Genomic DNA, 17760 nt, shown 5'->3' with positions numbered 1-17760 from the left:
GTCCTTGAGGGGTGCGTTCGCAGCAGATCAGAAGCTGCCGGAGTAGAGGCGGGCGCTGTAGTTCAGGCCCAGCTTGCCGGGGTTGCTGATGCTCAGTGGCACGGTGATGCGGGCACCGTCGGGCATGCTGGCGGCGTTCAGGCTGATGTAGGGCAGGCCGTTGCGGCTGCCGCTGGCATTGACCAGGGTGACGCCGGCCGGCAGGCCCTGGATCACCAACTGCAGCGGGCCAGCCAGGGCCGCGTTGCTGCTGTTGCTCAGGGTGATGCTGCCGCTGTAGAGCTGGGTGACGCGGTTGTAGACCAGGCCGGACTGGCGCAGGCTGACGCTGGCCGTCACGTCCAGCACATTGCTGACGTTGAAGTTCACCGGGCTGGCGCTGCCGACATTGCCGGCTGCATCCACGGCCTCGACGCTCAGGACGTGGCTGCCGTTGCTGAGGCTGCTGGAGGCAATCTGCAGGCTGTAGGGCGCGCTGCTGGCGCTGCCCTTGAGCTGGCCGTCGACCCGGAAGTCGACGCGCGTGACGCCGATGTCGTCGCTGGCTTCGGCCTTCAGGGTCAGCGTGCCGCTGCTGCCGCTGACGCTGGCGCTGACCACCGGGGCCGTGCTGTCCACCACTTGGTTGACCCAGATCGGCGCCGACCAGAGGATCTTGCCGTCGTTCTGGGTGACCTTGGCGTAGTAGAAGTGCTTGCCGACCGCCGGCGTGAAGTTGTTGACCGCGCTGCTGGACAGCTCGGTGATGGTGCCGTTGCGCTGCGGCACGCCTTCATAGATCTTGACCGTGGCGGCGCTCTTGCCGGCGCCCGGTGCGTAGTTGGCGACCAGATTCAGCGGGCCGGCGTTGGTGAAGGTCTCACCCATCAGACGGCCGTTGGCGGTCAGCACCAGCTGCGACGTCTTGTCCATGGTGGCGAAGACGCGGCGGGCCTTGATGGCCTCCATGAAGGAGTCCATGGTCAGCGGCGTGCCATTGGGGATCAGGATGCCGTTGCGGTTGATCGAGGACGCACCCCAGTTGGCGCAGTGGTTGTCCTGGTTGGTGGTGAAGGCGATCTTGAAGCCGGCCTCCAGGGCCTTCTTGCACGCGCCCTCATAGCCGCTGTTGCCGTTGTCGCTCTCGTTGGTGGTGTTGGAGAAGGCGGGCGTGTTCATCACCTCGCACAAGGCCATGGCCTGCTCGCCGTCCGGCGTGTAGCCGAGGGCGACGTTGTTCACCAGGTACTGGCCCGAGCTGGCCGGGTGGTTGAACTGACCGATCAGGCCGCGCTGAGCCATCAAGGTGTAGAGCTTGGCGGCGTTGTTCTTTTCGGTGAAGACATCGGCCAGCAGCTCGCCATTGGCGTTGTATTCCCAGCCCAGCAGATCGGGCGAGTTGAGGATGTTCAGGTGGCCGCCGCCGCTGATGGTGCCCCACTCCATGCCGTAGACGCCGAGGAAACTCGGGTTGGCGGCATTGAAGTTGCGCGCTGCGGCCAGGCCGGCCTTGTACAGGTCCTTGGCGTAGGCCGGGGTCTGGCCGGTGTTCGTGCCGGTGGAGCCGTCGAACATATGGTTGTGTTCGGAGGTCATCAAGATGTCCAGGCCGCGCTCCATGGCGTACTGGTAAGCCTGGGCTGGGCCCTGGCCCAGATTCGATTGCGGATTCTGTTCGCCGCTGCAGTTGCCGATCGGGCCGCCGCCGTCGCTGTGGCCGGTCTGGCTGTGCAGATTGCCCAGGTAGACGGTGTAGGGCAGGCCGCCGGTGACCGGTGCGGCCAGCGCTTTTACGCCGGGCTTGCCGACCTGCTTGGCCGCCGCGGCCTTGGAGGCGGTGGTCTGCATGGGGCGGAAGGCGGGCATCTGCGGCGGCGCGACGTAGCCAACCTGCATATCCCAGGTTTGCTCGACCAGCTCTGCATCGGCGGCGCTCAGATTGGCTTCGACAAAATCAGCCATCACGCCAACGGAGGGCAGTTCCTGCGCTTCCACCGAGGAGGCGGTCAGGCGAACCTGGTAGACGCCGTCGGCGGCGGCGATGCCGTTCTGGCGGCCGGCCCAGTCGACTTTGACCTCGATCTCGCCGCGGACCAGGGTCTCGACGCCATACCAGCGCTGGGCCACCTGGCCTTGCGGGTCGAGCAGTTCCAGGCGCCAGGACACGGTCTGGGCCAGCGCGACTTGCGGATATTCAAATTTCAGGATGAAGCTGCGGGCCTCGGCGATCGCCTTGGCATCGGCCCGGTAGGGCACGTAGAGGCTGGCTTCAAACTCTTGGTGGTCGGGGCTGAAAGGCCCGGACACCGCCATGCCAGCGGCAGAAACGCTCAGCAAAAGCGCAATGGCGCGCGGGATGTGTTTGAGCAGGGAGGCGTTTCTGGGCATGGTGGTTCGACCTGGCAAAGTGGCGCGGCGCAGTGGCGGCGCGGAAATCGGGCAATCGCCGGCAGCGCCTGCGCTGTGACAGCACAGGCGCCCCGGTTTGAAAAAAACGGTGAGGCAGCGCGGCGGAGGGCCGCGCCGCTCACTCACCGAGGGCAGAAGGCTCAGGCAGCCTTGCGACGGCGGGCGATGAAGCCCACGCAGCCCAGACCGGCCAGCAGCATGGCGTAGGTCGAAGGTTCCGGCACGGCGCTCACGGCCTGGATGCTGACGTTGTCGATGGCCAGGCCATGGTCATTGCCGGCGTCGTTCTTTTCGACCCAACGCACCCACAGGGTGTCGCCGGCGGCCCAAGTGGTGCTCACTTCACCACCGCGGCCGGCCACCAGGCCCGCGCCGTTGCCGTCCACGGCAGCGGCCGTGGCGCCGACCACCGGCGAAGTGAAGTCGAAGTTGCCGCCCGGGGCGGTCCAGCTGGCGACGGTGGCGAAGCTGGCGCCGAAGCCATACTCCAGCACCATGGTCTGGGCGGCGGTGTTGCCGCCATTGCGCCATTGTTCGCCGTCGAAGGCGAGCTTGAAGCCGCTCAGTGCGGCGCCGGTGTCGTTGTTCAGGGCGACGGCGATCCAGCCGGCCACGGTATTGGAAGCCGGCGAACCGAAGTAGGTACCGCCCGAAGCAGAGCCACCCAGGGCGCGCTCGGCCACGCCAGCGGCGCCGTAGCTGCGGAAGCTGCCGGCGTTGGAGCCGCCGTTGTCGGCGGTGTAAGTGGCGATGGCCACGCTGTCCTTGTTGAACAGGCTCCAGCCGGCCAGGGTGCTGTCGTTCGCCCAAGCCACGGCGGCGCTGCCGCTGTTGGCCAGGCTGTCGAAGGACTGGGTGTAGGTGCCGCCGGTGCTGGCGACGGAGATGGCGGCTTGGGCGGGCACGGCAGCGACCAAGGCCAGAGCCAGGGCGAGGGATGTCTTTTGGATCAACATGGTGTGGTTCTCAGCAAAAGTTGGACAAGGAGATGAAACAAGATTGCAGTACGTGATGCGATGAAGCCGGTCTTAAAAGACCGGTTTCCAGGACGGTACTGGCCTGCCTGGCCGGGTCATCGCCGCCGCACGCTCCGCAGAGCACGCTGCCGCGAGGCTCGCGCCAGGCAGTTCTAGCAAGGGCATTTGCAAGACATCTGTACGCCTGAATTCAAGCTGCCAAACGTTTGCGAATCATGGAAAAAGAAAGAAGACGGTCTCCTTGGTGGGCATTCAGCGCAAGGGGCAAGACTTGACCCTTGTTGGCTGAGGCCCGGAGCGCCTTCTCACGCTTCCATTCCTCCAGCACTTTTCCGACGGTCAGCATACCCAAGCGCTCGTGACAGTCGCGTGTCAGCGCTACGCGTATTCCCTGGGGACCCCGCGCTTGAGGGGGGGTCTGGGCGAGCCTCAGATCACGCGCCAGCCCGGCGTTTGCTCGCTTGTGGTGCGAGGCGCCTCGGCCCCGTGCTGATCTGCGCCAGACTGGGGCGGGGTGTGCGAGCCGCTCCTGGGGTCAGGTCTTGCCTGCTCAGGCCAGCGTGCTTCAGAGCCGCTGAAACAACACCCGTTCGGCGAGTTCGCGCTGGGCCACCGGCAGAGCGGCGGCGCGGTCCAGGGTCTGGATGACGGTTTCGCAGCGGTTGGCGGCGGCGCGGCCGCTGGGCGGCGCCGCGGTCTGCTCCCACAAGCCGGCCAGCAAGCCCGGGCTGTGCGAGCCGAGCGTGCGCCGCATCACTTCCAGCTCGATGGCCGTGGCGGGCTTGGGTGCAAAGCGCGGCGGCTCACTGCGTGCGGCCTCGACCAACCAGGCGGTCTCCCGGATCTGCAACTCCAGCGGCAGCTGCCGGCGCAGCGCCACCTGGCCTGACAGCAAGGCCAGGCAGGCTTCGCTCCCTGTGCCCGGCTGGCCCAGTGCTGTTTTCAGCTGGGCGCGCAGCAGCTGCGCATATTGCCGGCGCTGGATGGGGTTGACCGAGGCAATCAGCTCGGGCATGCGCGGCGCCAACTCGGCATAGCCCAGGCTCTGCAGCGCCTCGTCACTGGCGGCGGCCGCGCGGGCCGCCTGCATGCGCGCAGCCAGGCGCTCCAGGGTGCCGGCAAAGCGCTGGTCCAGCGCATGCCAGGCCGGGCTGCCTTGCAGGGCGTCGGCGAAATCGGCGGCCTGGTTGTCTTGGCCCGCCGGCAGGGCCACATCCAGGGTTTGCGGCAGGGCGGCGATCAAGGCATGGGCCACCAGCTCGTCGCTGTGGGGGTACCACATGCTGCTCGACGGCGTCTTCACCGTGCGGCGGATGAAGTCCTCGGGCAGACCGATGCGCCGGTAGAGGGCGGCCAGCTCCTGGTTGGCCAGCTCGTCGAACACCGGGTTGTAAGTGCCGGTGGAGGCGCGGTGGAAGCCCAGCTGCGCGCCGGGCATCAGCTGGCGCTCGCGGCCGGCCAGAAAGAGCAGGGTGCAGGCGCTTTCGCAATTGCCCACGGCGCGGGTGTTGTAGCGGCTCTTGCTCATCAGGGCCAGCACTTGCTCGGCCTCATAGACCCGACCGCCGGGCGACGCCAGCTCCAGGCGCCGCACAGTCGGTGTGGCCTCGAGCAGGCGCTGCAGGCGGCCGGCGTCACCCATGCCGATGGGGCCGCGCAGCTGCACGACATGGCCGTCCGCCGACACCTTCAGTGTGGCCTGGCCGATCGGGTCGATGCCGCGCGCCATCTGCCAGTACTCGCCCAGATCGGGAAGCAGGCCAAACAGCAGCGAAGCCGCCATTTGCAGCGCCCCCAAGCCCAGGGACAGGCGAGCCAGCCAGGTCCAGAGCGCAGTGCCGCCCATGCGCAGGTACTCGCTGGCGGCCCGCCAGGCGCCGACGATGCACCAGACATTGAAAGCGATCAGCAGCGGCCAGCCCAGCAAGGTGGCGATGGCGCTGATTTGCAAGCTGCCACCCTTGACGCTGATCCAGCTCATCACGCCGGTCAGCAGCATGGCCAGCGGCACCGACAGCAGCACATTGTTGAGCCAGAAGCTCTGCGCCAGGCTCTGCTCGCCATGCCAGTGCGAGGCGAGATAGCCGGGTCGGCGTTCGGTGGGCACCGGATGAGCGGCGCGCTTTGGGCTGGCCGAGCGGGGGCGGGCCTTGGCGGCCTGTTGCCAGCCGGTCGGGTCGCCGCCCGGCGCGGGAGTCTGGCTGGCGCTCTCGTCGGAGTGATCCGCCTGCGTCGGATCGTGGTTCTTCAGGCTCATGCTGCGGCTCCGGGAGGACGTGGCCTCACTGTAGCGGAGGCCACATCATGGCCGGGGCTGGAAATGTGGGGGTGGCAATGTTCACCTTGGGGGGGGGAAGGGGTGAACGAGTGAACAGGTGAACAGGTGAATGGTGAATGGTGAATGGTTGAACAAGCGGGGCAGGCGGCCGCGCTACGGTCTGCCTTACTTGAGCCTGGCCGCCAGCGCCGGGTGTGAATGCTCACGAGGGCGGGTCAACCTGGATTTGCAAAGCGCTGCCGCTGGCTATCGTGGCGGCTGCCTGATCAGGGCAGCCGAATCGAATCCAGTTCACAAGATCGCCTGCGCTTTTCCAATGTGAGCGCTGGCCCAGGGAGGAGAAAACCACCATGTCGCACATTCCGATGTTGCCAAGGCCGCAAGGCTGGGCCCGTTTCACGCGGGTCGCCGCCGCGAGCGCCATCCTCAGCCTCTGCGGTCTGTGCAGTCTTGGGGCCGCCCAGGCCCAGCACCCGATTCCGCCGCCCCAGGACCAGCCCTACCTGGGCCCCATCCGCATCCAGGTTGATGCCACCGATCTGGACCGCCACATTTTCCAGGTGCGCCAGCAACTGCCCGTGAAGGCCGGGCGCCTGACCCTGCTGTTTCCGCGTTACTTGCCCGGTGCCCATGGCCCCTATGGAACGGTGGACCGCCTGGCCGGCCTCAAGATCCAGGCCGGCACGCAGGAACTGGCCTGGCTGCGCGACACGGTGGACCCGTTTGCTTTTCATGTCGAGGTGCCGGCTGGTGTGAGCGAGTTGAACCTGGCCTTCCAGTTCCTGAGCCCGGTGCAGCGCGAAGGCGGCCGGGTGGTGATGACGCCCGAGATGCTGAACCTGCAATGGATCAGCATGCTGCTCTACCCGGCCGGCCACCATGCCAGCGCCATCCAGATGCAGGCCGAGGTGAGCCTACCGGCCGGCTGGACCCAGGCCAGCGCCCTGCGTGTAGATGGCCAAGTCGAGGAAGGGCCGGGCCGCCAGCGCCTGCGCTTCAAGCCGGTCAGCCTGGAGACCCTGGCCGATTCGCCCTTGTTCGCCGGCGCCCACACCCGCCGCATCGAGCTGGACCCGCCCGGCCATCCCAAGCCCGTGGTGCTCAACCTCATGGCCGATGACCCCGCCGAGTTACAGGCCAGCGAAGCGCAGATCCAGGCCCACAAAAACCTGGTGGTCCAGGCTGACCGCCTGTTCGCCTCCCGGCATTTCAAGCATTACGACTTTCTGCTGGCCATCTCCGGCCGCATGAGCGGCATCGGCCTGGAGCACCACGAGAGCAGCGAGAACGGCGTGGGCCTGGGCTACTTCAAGGACTGGGGCAAGCGCGCCGGCAGCCGCAGCCTGCTGCCGCATGAGTACACCCATTCCTGGAACGGCAAGTTCCGCCGCCCGGTCGACCTCTGGACCCCGCAGTTCAATGTGCCCATGCAGGACAGCCTGCTCTGGCTCTACGAGGGCCAGACCGATTACTGGGGCCGGGTGCTGGCGGTGCGCTCGGGCCTGGTCAGCCCCGAGCAGGCGCGCGACGCCTGGGCCGAGATCGCGGCCACCTACAGCCACCGCGCCGGGCGGCTCTGGCGCACTCTGCAGGACACCACCAACGAAGCCGCCATGGCCAAGAGCCGCAGCGGCAATGATTGGGGCAGCTGGCAGCGCGGCGCCGACTACTACGCCGAGAGCGGCCTGATCTGGCTCGACGCCGACACCTGGATTCGCGAGCAGAGCGGCGGCGCGCGCAGCCTTGATGATTTCGCGCGCTTGTTCTTCGGTGTGGAAGACGGCCGCATCGCGCCGCTGACCTACTCCTTCGAGGACATCGTCGCCACCCTGAACCGCGTGCAGCCGCGTGACTGGGCCGCCTTCTTGCGCCAACGCCTTGACCACAAAGGCCCCGAAGCGCCACTGGACGGCCTGGCCCGTGCCGGCTGGCGCCTGAGCTGGGCTGAGACGCCCAGCGAGTTCGCCCGCGCCGACGATTCCGAATGGAAGAACGACGACTTCGGCTACAGCCTGGGCCTCAACCTCAAGCGCGACGGCAAGGTCGAGGCCGTGCTCTGGGGCAGCCCCGCCTTCGAGGCGGGCCTGAGCCGCGCCGTCACCGTGGTGGCCGTCAACCACCAGGCCTACAAGAGCGAGCGCCTGTCCGCCGCCATCAGCGCCAACAAGAGTGGCGCCGCGCCGCTGGAGCTGCTGCTGCGCGAGGGCGACCGCTACCGCCAGGTCAAGATCGACTACCGCGGCGGCCTGCGCTACCCGCGCCTGAGCCGCATCGAGGGCAGCCCCGAGCGGCTCGATGGCGGCGTGCTGGCGGCGCGGAAGTGAGGGGCGGGCGAAGTGTGAAACCTGAGTTCTTGAGGGCGGACCGAGCGTCGGCCTCACATCCCTTCCCGCTCACTCCTCCCAGCTGAACCTCGCAATCGCCAGCGCCCCAAAGGCCAGTGCAAAGCCCAGCATCACGCCGACCGGGGCGAGGGCCTCGCTGAAGGGCAGGCCGCGCCAGGTCATGGCGTCGAGGCCGTCTACGGCCCAGCGGGTCGGGATGAAGAGCGAGGCCGCTTGCAGCCATTCGGGGAAGACGAAGGACGGCACCCAGGCGCCGCCCAGCATGACCATCAACAAGGTGGCCAGGATGGCCAGACCGCGGGTGGCCTCGGGCGACTTGCCCAGGGCCGCGATCAGCAGGCCGAAGCTGGCCGTCAGCAGGGAGAAGGCGAGCAGCACGGCCGCAAAGCCCAGCCAGCTGCCCTGCAAGCGCACACCGAAAGCGGCGATGGCGACCGCATAGATCAGCACGAAGATGATCAGCGAGATCAGGGTGCAGCTGGCGATGCGGCTGCCCAGCAGACGCGCTTTGGACAAGGGCGCCGCGCGCAGGCGCTGCCAGAGGCCTTGGCGGCGCATCAGCAGCAGGGCCACGCCGATGTCCACGCCCATCATCAGGATGAACTGCACACCCATGCCGGCAAAGGAATGGGCATAGCTGTTGTACGGAACATCGGCCTTGGCGCTGGCTTCCAGCTCCCGGGTGCTGAAGGGCGGGCTCATGGTGAAGCCGCTGCGGCCTGTGTCAGCTGCTGAAGCCGCCGAAGCCCCAGCTTGCGGCGCCCGGGCGCTGCGCTCCTGCACGCGGGCGATGCTGTCGAACATGGCCGTCAGCTCCTGGCGCTGCTCGGTCGGCAGCGCCGTGTTGTCGGCCACTTGGGTTCGCATGTCCTTCATCACCGGCGCGCCTTGGCCGCTGAAGGTGTCGGCGCTGACCAGCTGCATCACATGCTGGGCCAGCAGGCCGCGCACCATGGGCAGGACCATGGCCTGCGAGGGGTCGTAGTGCAGGGTGATCTCGGGGCGCTTGCCCTCGGGCCCGGCGAACAGGGCGCGGCCCGCCTGCTCGCCAAAGCCGGCCGGCAGAACGATGGCCGCCCGCAGCTTGCCGGCCTTCACCTGGGCCAGGGCGGCGTCGGCGTCCAGGCTCTGCACGGCCAGGCTGGGGTCGGCCTGCAGGGCGGCGCTGATCTTGGCCGTCAGGGGGCTGTGGTCTTGGTCACTGATGGCGATCGGCACGGGGCTGGCTTTGCTGCTGCCGCCCCCTTTGCCGCCGAACAGGCTGCCGAAGAAGGCGGCAATCAGGATGGGCGCGATGATGCTCATCAGCACTGCGCGGCGGTTGGAGAAATGCAGGTAGAGGTCTTTGCGGACCAGGGCGAGGAAGGCGTTCATGGCGGCGGTCTCTTTGTCGGCGGGCAGAGGGTCAGGTCGTGGCGGCGCTGGCCTTGGAGCTTGAGAATTTTTGTAGCGAGTGGCTGTCAGGCTAGGCTGAGCGCGGACTGATCAAGTCCTGAGGACTTGATCTGCCTTGCGAAGGACTCGGCCTCTGGTCGAGGCGGACGGAGCGCAGGAACCGGAACGTACTTCCTGTACGTGAGGATTCCGAGCACCGGACCAACGACGCATGGCAGTCGCGCAGTAGAAAACTCACAAGCTCTCAGTCGCGCAGCTGGCGGCCGGTCAGGGCGAGGAACACGTCTTCAAGATTTGCCCGGCCCGAGCTGATGTGGCGTGGCTTGAGCCCGGCCACGGCCAAGGCGCTCAGCACGGCCGCACTGCCCGCGCCCAGCTCGCTCAGGCCGATCTGCAGCTGGCTGCCGCGCGCCTGCAACTGCTGCACGCCGGGCAGGGCGCGCAGCGTGGCTTCCAAAGCGCCATCAACCTCGTGGTCCAGTTCCAGCTTCAGTGTTTCAGCCGCTGGCAGCAGGCGGTAGAGCTCGGCCAAGCTGCCATGGGCGACTTGCTGGCCATGGTCCATGATGATCACCCGGTCGGCCAGGCGCTCCACTTCTTCCATATAGTGGGTCGTGTAGACCAAGGCCTTGCCGGCGCGCTTGAGCGCTTCGAGCTGCTCGAAGATGGCGTTACGGCTTTGCGGGTCGACGCCGGCGGTTGGCTCGTCCAGCAGCAGCACATCCGGCTCGTGAACCAGGGCGCAGGCGATGTTGAGGCGGCGCTTCATGCCGCCGCTGAAGCTGCTCGGCTTGTCCTGCGCCCGCTCGGCCAGGCCGACCTGGGCCAGCACCGCCAGGGCGCGCGCCTTCAGCTGCGCCGCCGGCAGCTCGTAGAGCGCGCCAAACAGCTCGATATTGGCCAGGGCCGGCAGGTCCTCGAACAAGGCCAGCTCTTGCGGCACCAGGCCGATGCGGCGCTTGTAGGCGAACTCGTCCTGGCTCAGCGCCGCGCCGCCCACCGTGACCGAGCCGCCATCGGGCCGGCTCAGACCCGCCAGCATGGCGATGGTGCTGGACTTGCCCGCGCCATTGGGGCCCAGCAGGCCCAGCACCTCGCCGGCGCCGACGGTCAGGCTGAGGCCGCGCACCGCCTCGCGTGTGCCATAGCGTTTGTGCAGCGCCTGCGCTTGCAGCAGTTCTTGTTTCATGCGGGCTCCTCGCTCTGGGGAATCTCAATGCCCGCATGCTAGGGCTCAGGCCCGCCCCGCCCTAGCGGGCTGCGACGGATGGACAGAGGCCGGGGTGAAACGACAGCGCCGGGTGTGAGCGGCCGGCCGCTGCACTGGGTCCTAGCGCTGGGCCTGGCTCTGCAAGCGAAGCCAGGCCGCATGGACCCGCGCCATGGCTGGCCGCAGATCGGCCCAGGCCTCGCCGTCCAAGCCCGCCGGCTGGCGCAGCAGATGGGCGCGTGGCTGGCTCAGCAGCTCGCCCCGGCAGGCGATGACGATGCGGTTGCAGCCGTCGGGGTCGTTCACCTGCAGCAGCGCGTCGCCGAACAGGGCCTGAAGGCGCGCCAGATGCAGCTCCACATCGGCATGGTGGCTGTGCAGATTCAGCACCAGCAGGCCGTCCTCCGCCAAGGCGGCATGGCAGTCGGCGTAGAAGCGCTGCGAGCACAGGGCCGGCGGCGTGCCCTCGCGGTCGAAGCCGTCCACCATCAAGACATCGAGCGGCGCCGGCGGCGCGGCCACGAAATCGGCGCCGTCGGCCTCGCTGACCCAGAAGCGCGCGCTGTCGGCCGGCACGCCGAAGCGCTGGCGCAGGGCGATCACATGGGGGTTGATCTCCAGCACCTGGATCTGGGTCGCGGGCAGGTGGCGGTGGCAGAACTTGGCCAGGGAGCCGCCACCCAGGCCGATCATGGCCAGGCGCGCCGGGGCCGGCTGGAACAGCAGAAAACCCATCATCAGCTGGGTGTAGCTGAGGTCCAGGGCGTCGGGCCGCAGCAGTTCCATGCGGCTCTGGATGGCGCTGTGCGAAAACTGCAGGCTCAGCGTGCCCAGGGTTTCCTGGACATAGGGGCGGACATGGGGGTCGGAACTCATGGGCGAGGGTCAGGTCAGGTTGAAGTTCCGCGCACTTTTGCAAGCGCGCCGCAAGCTGCCCGGCCTAGGATGGGGTGATCGTCATTGTCCCAGGCGCGGGAAGGCCCGCGCCGCCAGCAGCATAGAAAAGGCAGGCTCCCCATGTCCGTCCAAGATCTGTACCGCAAGACCCGCCTGGCCACGGCCGAAGATGCGCTGAGCCTGCTGCGCAACGGCGACTTCATCATCATCCCGACCGGGGTGGGCGAGCCGCCGACGCTCTTGCATGCGCTGTCCGCCGCGCGCCGGCAGTTCCACGACATCAAGCTGGGCCAGATCCTGGCCGTGCGCAAATACGGTTACTTCGACCCCGAGACCGTCGAGCATGTGCGCCATGTGGCCTTCTTCTACGGCGCCGCCTCGCGCGCCGGCGGCAAGGAAGGCTGGGTCGATTTCATCCCCAGCTATTTCTCCGAAATGCCGTCCCTGATCGAGCGCGGCCAGATCCCGGCCGATGTGGTGCTCTCCATGGCCTCGCCCATGGATGCCCATGGTTACTTTTCGCTCAGCCTCGGGGCCGACTACACCATGGCCGCCATCAAGAAAGCGCGCGCCGTGATCCTCGAGGTCAACCCCAATGTGCCCTTCGCCAACGGCGCTTGCACCGTGCACATCTCCCAGGTCAGCGGCCTGATCGAGAGCAGCGAGCCGGTGGCCGAGGTGGGCCTGCCCAAGATCGGCCCGGTGCAGGAGGCGATCGGCAAGTACGTGGCCGACATGATCGAGGACGGTTCGACCCTGCAGATCGGCTACGGCGGCATTCCCGATGCCGTGGTCATGCAGCTGAGCGCCAAGCGCGACCTGGGCGTGCACACCGAGATGATTGGCGACGGCATCATGAGCCTGGTCGAGAGCGGCGCCGTCACCAACAAGCGCAAGAACTACCTGCCCGGCAAGATGGTCGCCACCTTCGCGCTGGGTTCGCAAAAGCTCTACCGTTTCATGGACCGCAACCCGGGCCTGGAAATGCACCCGGTCGATTTCACCAACGACCCCTATCTGGCCGGCCAGAACGACAACTTGGTGGCCATCAACGCCACCTTGCAGATCGATCTGCTGGGCCAGTGCGGCTCGGAGAGTCTGGGCCCCACGCCGTATTCAGGCACCGGCGGCCAGAGCGATTTTGTGCGCGCCGCCAACCGCTCGCGCGGCGGCAAGGCCTTCATCGTCTTGCCTTCCACCGCCAAGGACGACAGCATCAGCCGCATCGTGCCCACGCTGACCCCGGGCACGCATATGAGCACCAGCAAGAACGACATCAACTACGTCGTCAGCGAGTTCGGCGTCGCCCAGCTGCGTGGCAAATCGGCCAAGCAGCGCGCGCTGGAGCTGATCAACATCGCCCACCCCAACTTCCGGGAGGAATTGCGGGCGGCGGCGAGGAAGATCAATTTGCTGTGAGGGCTATTGCCCCCAGTTGAGCTCTCGAATTTCGGTCTTGAATCCAAGTTGAAGAGAGCGACATTCGGAAACAAGGAGCCGTGGAGCATTGGATAGGCCAAACTCAGCGGTGGATCCCCGCTGATCTTTGCGTGCTCTATGGCTGACTGTTTCCCTCGCCTCTTCGTGGCCGCCGTACAGCGGCTTTGACTGGCTCTCCTCCAGTATTCAGGCACGTTAACTGACCATGCCGCTGGATCGCGCGCGCCCTGAAACTCAATTCAGGCCCGCATTGAGCTCGTGAGGAGCTGATCGAGGCCGAGCCAGTGACTGAGTCGGCGCGAGGTGTGTGTTACACGCCGACCCATGCCCAGTCGTGATCGACCCGCGGCCTCTGCTGTTCAGTTTTGGTCACTCGTCAAGCTGAAGACGTTTACAGGTACCCGCTCTTGTTTTGAGTGCAGAACTGACCTAACTTGAATGCTCGACGTGATAGTTTGAGTTTGTGCATAGGTGAGGAGATTGCTTAGTGGGTGTGCCTGTCGATGCAACAAGGGATCTGTTAGCGCCTATCGACCTTGTGAGTCGATTTTGTGGCCGTTTCACTTTCGTCCCAATTCCTGAAATCCTGCGTTGGATGTGGATGGACTGAGGTTTGTCGTGCCTCGTCATTTGGTGATGCCTCCCTTGTTGGCGCCGGTGGCGACAGGCATCCATTGGTGCGTCTGGGTCCGACGCGACTTCCATTGATGCCAAGTTTGGTCTTGTGTTTCATTCGGTAAGGATGCTCGCCTACGCACTTATTTGCCCTTGGACGCGGTCAAGAATAATCCTAGGAGAGTTAATTATGAGTAGTGCGCGGATTCAATCTTGGCAAATAGGAGTAGTCGAGGGGAAAATACCGGATACAAATAACGCCGGTGGCTCTATCACTGCAGCCGGGATGGCCCGAAATCCTGCCGATTTCTATAAATCAAACAAGTATGGTTTGATCTGATTTTACACTGCGGTGCGATACCAATGCAAGGTGCGGAAATTAGTTGCAATTGGTTTTCTGTTTGTGGCTGGAGTGCTTCTGAATCAGGCAAAGGCCGCATTTCCGGCGGTCGAGGTTGGCACTCAGACCTGCCGAATCAGCTTTTGCCGCCCGACTGCAAACCAACTGTGCGTGGACCTTGGGCAATGGCCCTCTGGAAGTTCCTTCTATCAGGTGTGGCTCAGCAGAAAAAGCGGTTGTTGCTACCTCTCGTCGCCCGGACATCACCTAAACAACACGTGCTGGTGGGGTTGGGATATCAAGCCTCTCCGCTATGAATGTCCGCCCCATTCGACGCTTGGCGGGTCAACGTGCACCTGTAACGCGAACTACAAGGAAACTGCTGGAGGTAGTTGCGCTTTGGTTGACGCCGCAAATCCTGACAAGGACCCTGACACAGGGCCATGTGTCGGCAATCCTTGCCTACCTGCGACAGGTGCCAAGGTTCAGTTGGAACCGATCTTCTCGGTACCAGGCAGAAAGGCCCTTGATTTCTGGCTCCGCTACCGATCTCAAACTGCATTTGGGACGAATTTGCGCCGAGGTGCAGACCTTGGGCATGGCTGGTTGCACCGGTTTAGCCGGCAGATTACACCGGCCCTATTACCTGGAAGCAATGGCGGATTCATAGCTCTGCGCGAAAGCGGACAGTTGCTTGAATTCCGCCCGCTGAATGAAGCAATGACGATTTATTCTACGGATGCGGATCAGACTGCTCGTCTATACCGGTTGGTGAATGGTGATGTAACGACGGGTTGGCGCCTCGTTGACGAAGCGTCGGGCATTGAAACCTATTTGGCCACGGGATTTGGCGCAAGCTTGCTCGGTGTATTGACTGAGGTTTGGAAGCCCAATGGGGAAATTCTGTTTCTCACCCTTGGGGATGGTCGAGGTGAAAAGCTCAATGCCAGCATGTCGACCTGTATGGCTTTGGCGCCGAACTCTGCAGTTACGCCAAAGGAGAAGATTTGGTGTATCACTGACAGTACTGGTCGCCAATTGCAGTTCACTTATGATTTGCGGGGGAATCTTGTAGGTGTAATTGATCCATCAGGTCAGCCAATTGTGTTTGAGTTAGATGGCCCTACCGCCAGTTCAACGGGCGCCGGCAGCACTTTGACTGCAATTCGATTTGGCGACGCAAGTAAGCGACTGTTTCACTATGACGAAGGCGCATCCTTCACGGGCGGAGCTAAGTGGCCATATGCGTTGACAGGAATATCGGACGAAGCTGGTGTGAGGTATGCAACCTTTAGATACCAAGCAGACGGCTCGGCGATTGAAACAGCGCATGGTGACTCTGCCGGACGGTATAAGTTGTCGTATGAAACCGATGCTGCTGGTAAACATCTGGCTTCAGTCGTGCAAGCGCCCACCGGTGCGGTATCACGGTATGAGTTTGCTGTAGTGCAAGGCATGAACCGAGTGTTGAGTTTGTCTCAGCCAAGCGGTGCAGGGGCTCCGCCCAGTACTTCGAAAATGGCATACGACGTAAACGGCAACGTTTCCAGCAGGGATGATTTCAACGGCAACCGCACTTGCCGTGCCCACGATCTAAGCCGCAATTTGGAAACTGCGCGCGTTGAAGGATTGCCCAGGAGCATGGTCTGTTCCACCGTTTTGACCATGGGTGCCAACCTTCCTGCGGGCAGCCGAAGGATCAGCAGTGAATGGCATCCGGACTGGCGACTAGTTACGAGGCTCGCCGAGCCAGGCCAGCTGACCACCCACGTCTACAACGGCCAGCCCGACCCTTTCAACGGTAACGGCGTGGCTTCTTGTGCCCCACCGACGGCGCTGCTGCCCGATGGCAAGCCCATCGTTGTACTCTGCAAGCGCGTAGAGCAAGCAACCACGGACGCGAATGGTGGCCTCGGGTTTGGCGCGACGCTTCAGGCTGGGGTGCCGGGCCGACTTCAGCAATTCACCTACAACGAATACGGCCAAGTGCTTTCCACCAAGGATGCGCTGAACAACACCACGACCTTTGCCTACTACAGCGACACCGGCGTTGACCACAACAGAGGTGACCTGCAAAGCATTGGCAATGCGCTGGGTCGAGTTACACGCTTCACTCAATACAACGCGCACGGGCAGGTCCTGCAGCAGATCGACCCGAACGGCGTAGCGACGGACTTCAGCTATGACCTTCGCCAACGTCTGACTCGGGTTGCCGTGGCCGGTCAGGCCTCGCAGTACTTGTACTGGCCAACCGGCCTGCTTCAACGTGTGGTGCAGCCCGATGACAGCTATGTGTTCTTTGACTACGACGACGCACACCGCTTGGTCGCCATCGGTGACAACCTCGGCAATCGCATCGATTACACGCTGGACCAGGCAGGGCAACGTACAGCAGAGCGGGTCAGAGATTCCGGTGGCAACTTGGCCAGGCAACTCAGTCGCGTGCATGACGCCCTGGGTCGAGTGCAGCAACTGACTGGAAGGGAGTGAGCCATGATCGCGAACTACCTAGTCAGGATTTCTCTGGCTCCACCGCTCGCAAGTTGGGTGGCGAGCCTGTTGATCGCATCCTCAAATGGTTCTATGGCTCAGGTATTGGAACTGCCTACGCCGCCCATATCACCTGCTCCCTTGGTTCAGCTTGGGTACGACGCCGAAGGCAATCTAACCATGCAAGTGCTGGCCCCTAAAGTGGACTCCAGCCGAGGCCAGAATCTCATCAGCACTCAGACTTACGACTCGCTAGGTCGGCGCAAGACCCACAGTGATTCCAGAAACGGGCTGACCCAGTTCACTTACGACGGCCTCGACCGGCTGATCCAAGTGCAAGACCCCCGCAAGCTCAAGACCCAGTACCGTAGAAATGGTCTTGGCGAGCTGCAAATGCTTGATAGTCCTGATGCAGGCATCAGTCTGGCCACGTTTGACGCCGCGGGGCATGTCAAGACACTCGCCGATGCCCGCGGTTTCTTCCGCAGCTTTGAGTACGATGCCCTGAATCGACTTAAAGTTCTGCAACTCCGCAGTCCGATCGATGACAGCCTTCGTAGCTTCTCGTGGACCTACGACCTCAACGACGAACTGCATGGTTATGGAGTTGGTCGACTAGGTCGAGCTCAAAGCCCGGAAGTCAGCTCGGACTACCGCTACGACGTACGTGGCCGAGTCCTCGAAACCCGCACGATACTCCAGGGTGACACAGCTTCCTTGTCTGTGTCTTACGGCCACGACCCAGTCGGCCGTGTAACTGGCATCCACTACCCGTCCGGCCGCTTCGTCTCGTTCCACTATGAGCAAGGGCAACTTGCAAGTATCAAACTCCAGGCTGACACCAGCAGTGCCGCCCTGACACTTCTCAGCCAGATACGGCACAGCCCCTTTGGGCCAGTTCAGTCCTGGCGTTGGCAGCAAGCGGGCGGCAACTCCAGCTTGCATGAACGGCTTTTCGACATCTACGGCCGCCCCTTGCGCTACACCTTGGGAAATTGGGCGCGCGACCTCAGCTACGACACGGCCGACCGTATCGGTGCCTACGCCCACTACGAGCTCAGCAGCGCTGCGCCTGTAGCCGCACTGAATCAGAGCTTCACTTACGACGAGCTGGGACGGCTGATTTCCGCGAACATGGGTGCTCAGAATTGGAGTTATGCCTACGACAGCAACGGCAATCGAACGCAAGCACGGAACTCTGGCGGACAACGCGGTTACACCATAGCTGACACCAGTAATCGTCTCGTTAGCATCAGCAACCCAATGCGTGCGCTGAGCTACGACGCCGCCGGCAACATCCTCAGCGACGCCAACGGCGGCAGCGCCTATACAGCCGTCTACAACCACGAAGGCCGCCTGGCCGAGCTGAGCTCCGGCAGCCTGGT

At 64.4% G+C, this 17760-nt stretch carries 11 protein-coding genes and 1 pseudogene; 5 read left to right on the top strand and 7 right to left on the bottom strand.

What is annotated here, in order from left to right; all coding sequences use genetic code 11:
- Positions 1-27: 27 nt before the first annotated feature.
- The 4 genes from LNV23_RS04065 to LNV23_RS04050 form a co-directional block, all read right to left on the bottom strand.
- Positions 28-2367: a CehA/McbA family metallohydrolase gene (locus tag LNV23_RS04065; RefSeq protein WP_263561797.1), complete on the bottom strand. Its 2340-nt coding sequence runs from the start codon at positions 2365-2367 to the stop codon at positions 28-30.
- A gap of 161 nt (positions 2368-2528) precedes the next feature.
- Positions 2529-3344: a PEP-CTERM sorting domain-containing protein gene (locus LNV23_RS04060; RefSeq protein ID WP_263561796.1), complete on the bottom strand. Its 816-nt coding sequence runs from the start codon at positions 3342-3344 to the stop codon at positions 2529-2531.
- Between the two features lie 211 nt (positions 3345-3555).
- A complete protein-coding gene (locus LNV23_RS04055) occupies positions 3556-3711 on the bottom strand; it encodes a hypothetical protein (RefSeq protein ID WP_263561795.1) in 156 nt (51 codons plus the stop codon).
- A gap of 219 nt (positions 3712-3930) precedes the next feature.
- Entirely contained in the window at positions 3931-5622 is a 1692-nt protein-coding gene (locus LNV23_RS04050; protein ID WP_263561794.1) for a COG3904 family protein, read from the bottom strand.
- 371 nt (positions 5623-5993) lie between these two features.
- On the opposite strand from LNV23_RS04050, the gene LNV23_RS04045 reads away from it, so the two are divergent.
- The gene (locus LNV23_RS04045; RefSeq protein WP_263561793.1) at positions 5994-7967 is read left to right on the top strand and encodes a M61 family metallopeptidase; all 1974 of its coding nucleotides are present in this window, start codon (positions 5994-5996) and stop codon (positions 7965-7967) included.
- 69 nt (positions 7968-8036) lie between these two features.
- Here LNV23_RS04045 and LNV23_RS04040 read toward each other — a convergent pair whose 3' ends face one another.
- The 3 genes from LNV23_RS04040 to LNV23_RS04030 form a co-directional block, all read right to left on the bottom strand.
- Positions 8037-9362, bottom strand: coding sequence for an ABC transporter permease (locus LNV23_RS04040; RefSeq protein WP_263561792.1), 1326 nt, complete (start codon positions 9360-9362; stop codon positions 8037-8039).
- Between the two features lie 265 nt (positions 9363-9627).
- Positions 9628-10572, bottom strand: coding sequence for an ABC transporter ATP-binding protein (locus LNV23_RS04035; protein WP_263561791.1), 945 nt, complete (start codon positions 10570-10572; stop codon positions 9628-9630).
- A gap of 141 nt (positions 10573-10713) precedes the next feature.
- Positions 10714-11469: a spermine/spermidine synthase domain-containing protein gene (locus tag LNV23_RS04030; protein WP_263561790.1), complete on the bottom strand. Its 756-nt coding sequence runs from the start codon at positions 11467-11469 to the stop codon at positions 10714-10716.
- Positions 11470-11610: 141 nt separating this feature from the next.
- Here LNV23_RS04030 and LNV23_RS04025 point away from each other — a divergent pair, with 141 nt between their 5' ends.
- From LNV23_RS04025 to LNV23_RS04015, 4 genes and pseudogenes are all read left to right on the top strand, one after another.
- Positions 11611-12909 (top strand): acetyl-CoA hydrolase/transferase family protein, encoded by a 1299-nt coding sequence (locus LNV23_RS04025; RefSeq protein ID WP_263561789.1) that lies wholly within the window; start codon positions 11611-11613, stop codon positions 12907-12909.
- 988 nt (positions 12910-13897) lie between these two features.
- A pseudogene (locus LNV23_RS24045) lies at positions 13898-14575 on the top strand (DUF6531 domain-containing protein); the annotation flags it as partial.
- A 30-nt stretch (positions 14576-14605) separates the two neighbouring features.
- Positions 14606-16375: an RHS repeat domain-containing protein gene (locus tag LNV23_RS04020; RefSeq protein ID WP_263561788.1), complete on the top strand. Its 1770-nt coding sequence runs from the start codon at positions 14606-14608 to the stop codon at positions 16373-16375.
- 3 nt (positions 16376-16378) lie between these two features.
- A partial coding sequence (locus tag LNV23_RS04015; protein ID WP_411910537.1) for an RHS repeat domain-containing protein occupies positions 16379-17760 on the top strand: 1382 nt, incomplete at its 3' end.

The organism is Kinneretia sp. DJ1R-11, from assembly GCF_025717595.1.
Lineage (GTDB): Bacteria > Pseudomonadota > Gammaproteobacteria > Burkholderiales > Burkholderiaceae_C > Paucibacter_A.
This window is presented reverse-complemented; position numbering and strand designations above follow the sequence as displayed.

Bases quoted from the DNA above. Each gene is read 5' to 3' on its own strand.
- LNV23_RS04065 (WP_263561797.1), bottom strand. From the start codon at position 2,367: ATGCCCAGAAACGCCTCCCTGCTCAAACACATCCCGCGCGCCATTGCG.
- LNV23_RS04060 (WP_263561796.1), bottom strand. From the start codon at position 3,344: ATGTTGATCCAAAAGACATCCCTCGCCCTGGCTCTGGCCTTGGTCGCT.
- LNV23_RS04055 (WP_263561795.1), bottom strand. From the start codon at position 3,711: ATGCTGACCGTCGGAAAAGTGCTGGAGGAATGGAAGCGTGAGAAGGCG.
- LNV23_RS04050 (WP_263561794.1), bottom strand. From the start codon at position 5,622: ATGAGCCTGAAGAACCACGATCCGACGCAGGCGGATCACTCCGACGAG.
- LNV23_RS04045 (WP_263561793.1), top strand. From the start codon at position 5,994: ATGTCGCACATTCCGATGTTGCCAAGGCCGCAAGGCTGGGCCCGTTTC.
- LNV23_RS04040 (WP_263561792.1), bottom strand. From the start codon at position 9,362: ATGAACGCCTTCCTCGCCCTGGTCCGCAAAGACCTCTACCTGCATTTC.
- LNV23_RS04035 (WP_263561791.1), bottom strand. From the start codon at position 10,572: ATGAAACAAGAACTGCTGCAAGCGCAGGCGCTGCACAAACGCTATGGC.
- LNV23_RS04030 (WP_263561790.1), bottom strand. From the start codon at position 11,469: ATGAGTTCCGACCCCCATGTCCGCCCCTATGTCCAGGAAACCCTGGGC.
- LNV23_RS04025 (WP_263561789.1), top strand. From the start codon at position 11,611: ATGTCCGTCCAAGATCTGTACCGCAAGACCCGCCTGGCCACGGCCGAA.
- LNV23_RS04020 (WP_263561788.1), top strand. From the start codon at position 14,606: ATGACGATTTATTCTACGGATGCGGATCAGACTGCTCGTCTATACCGG.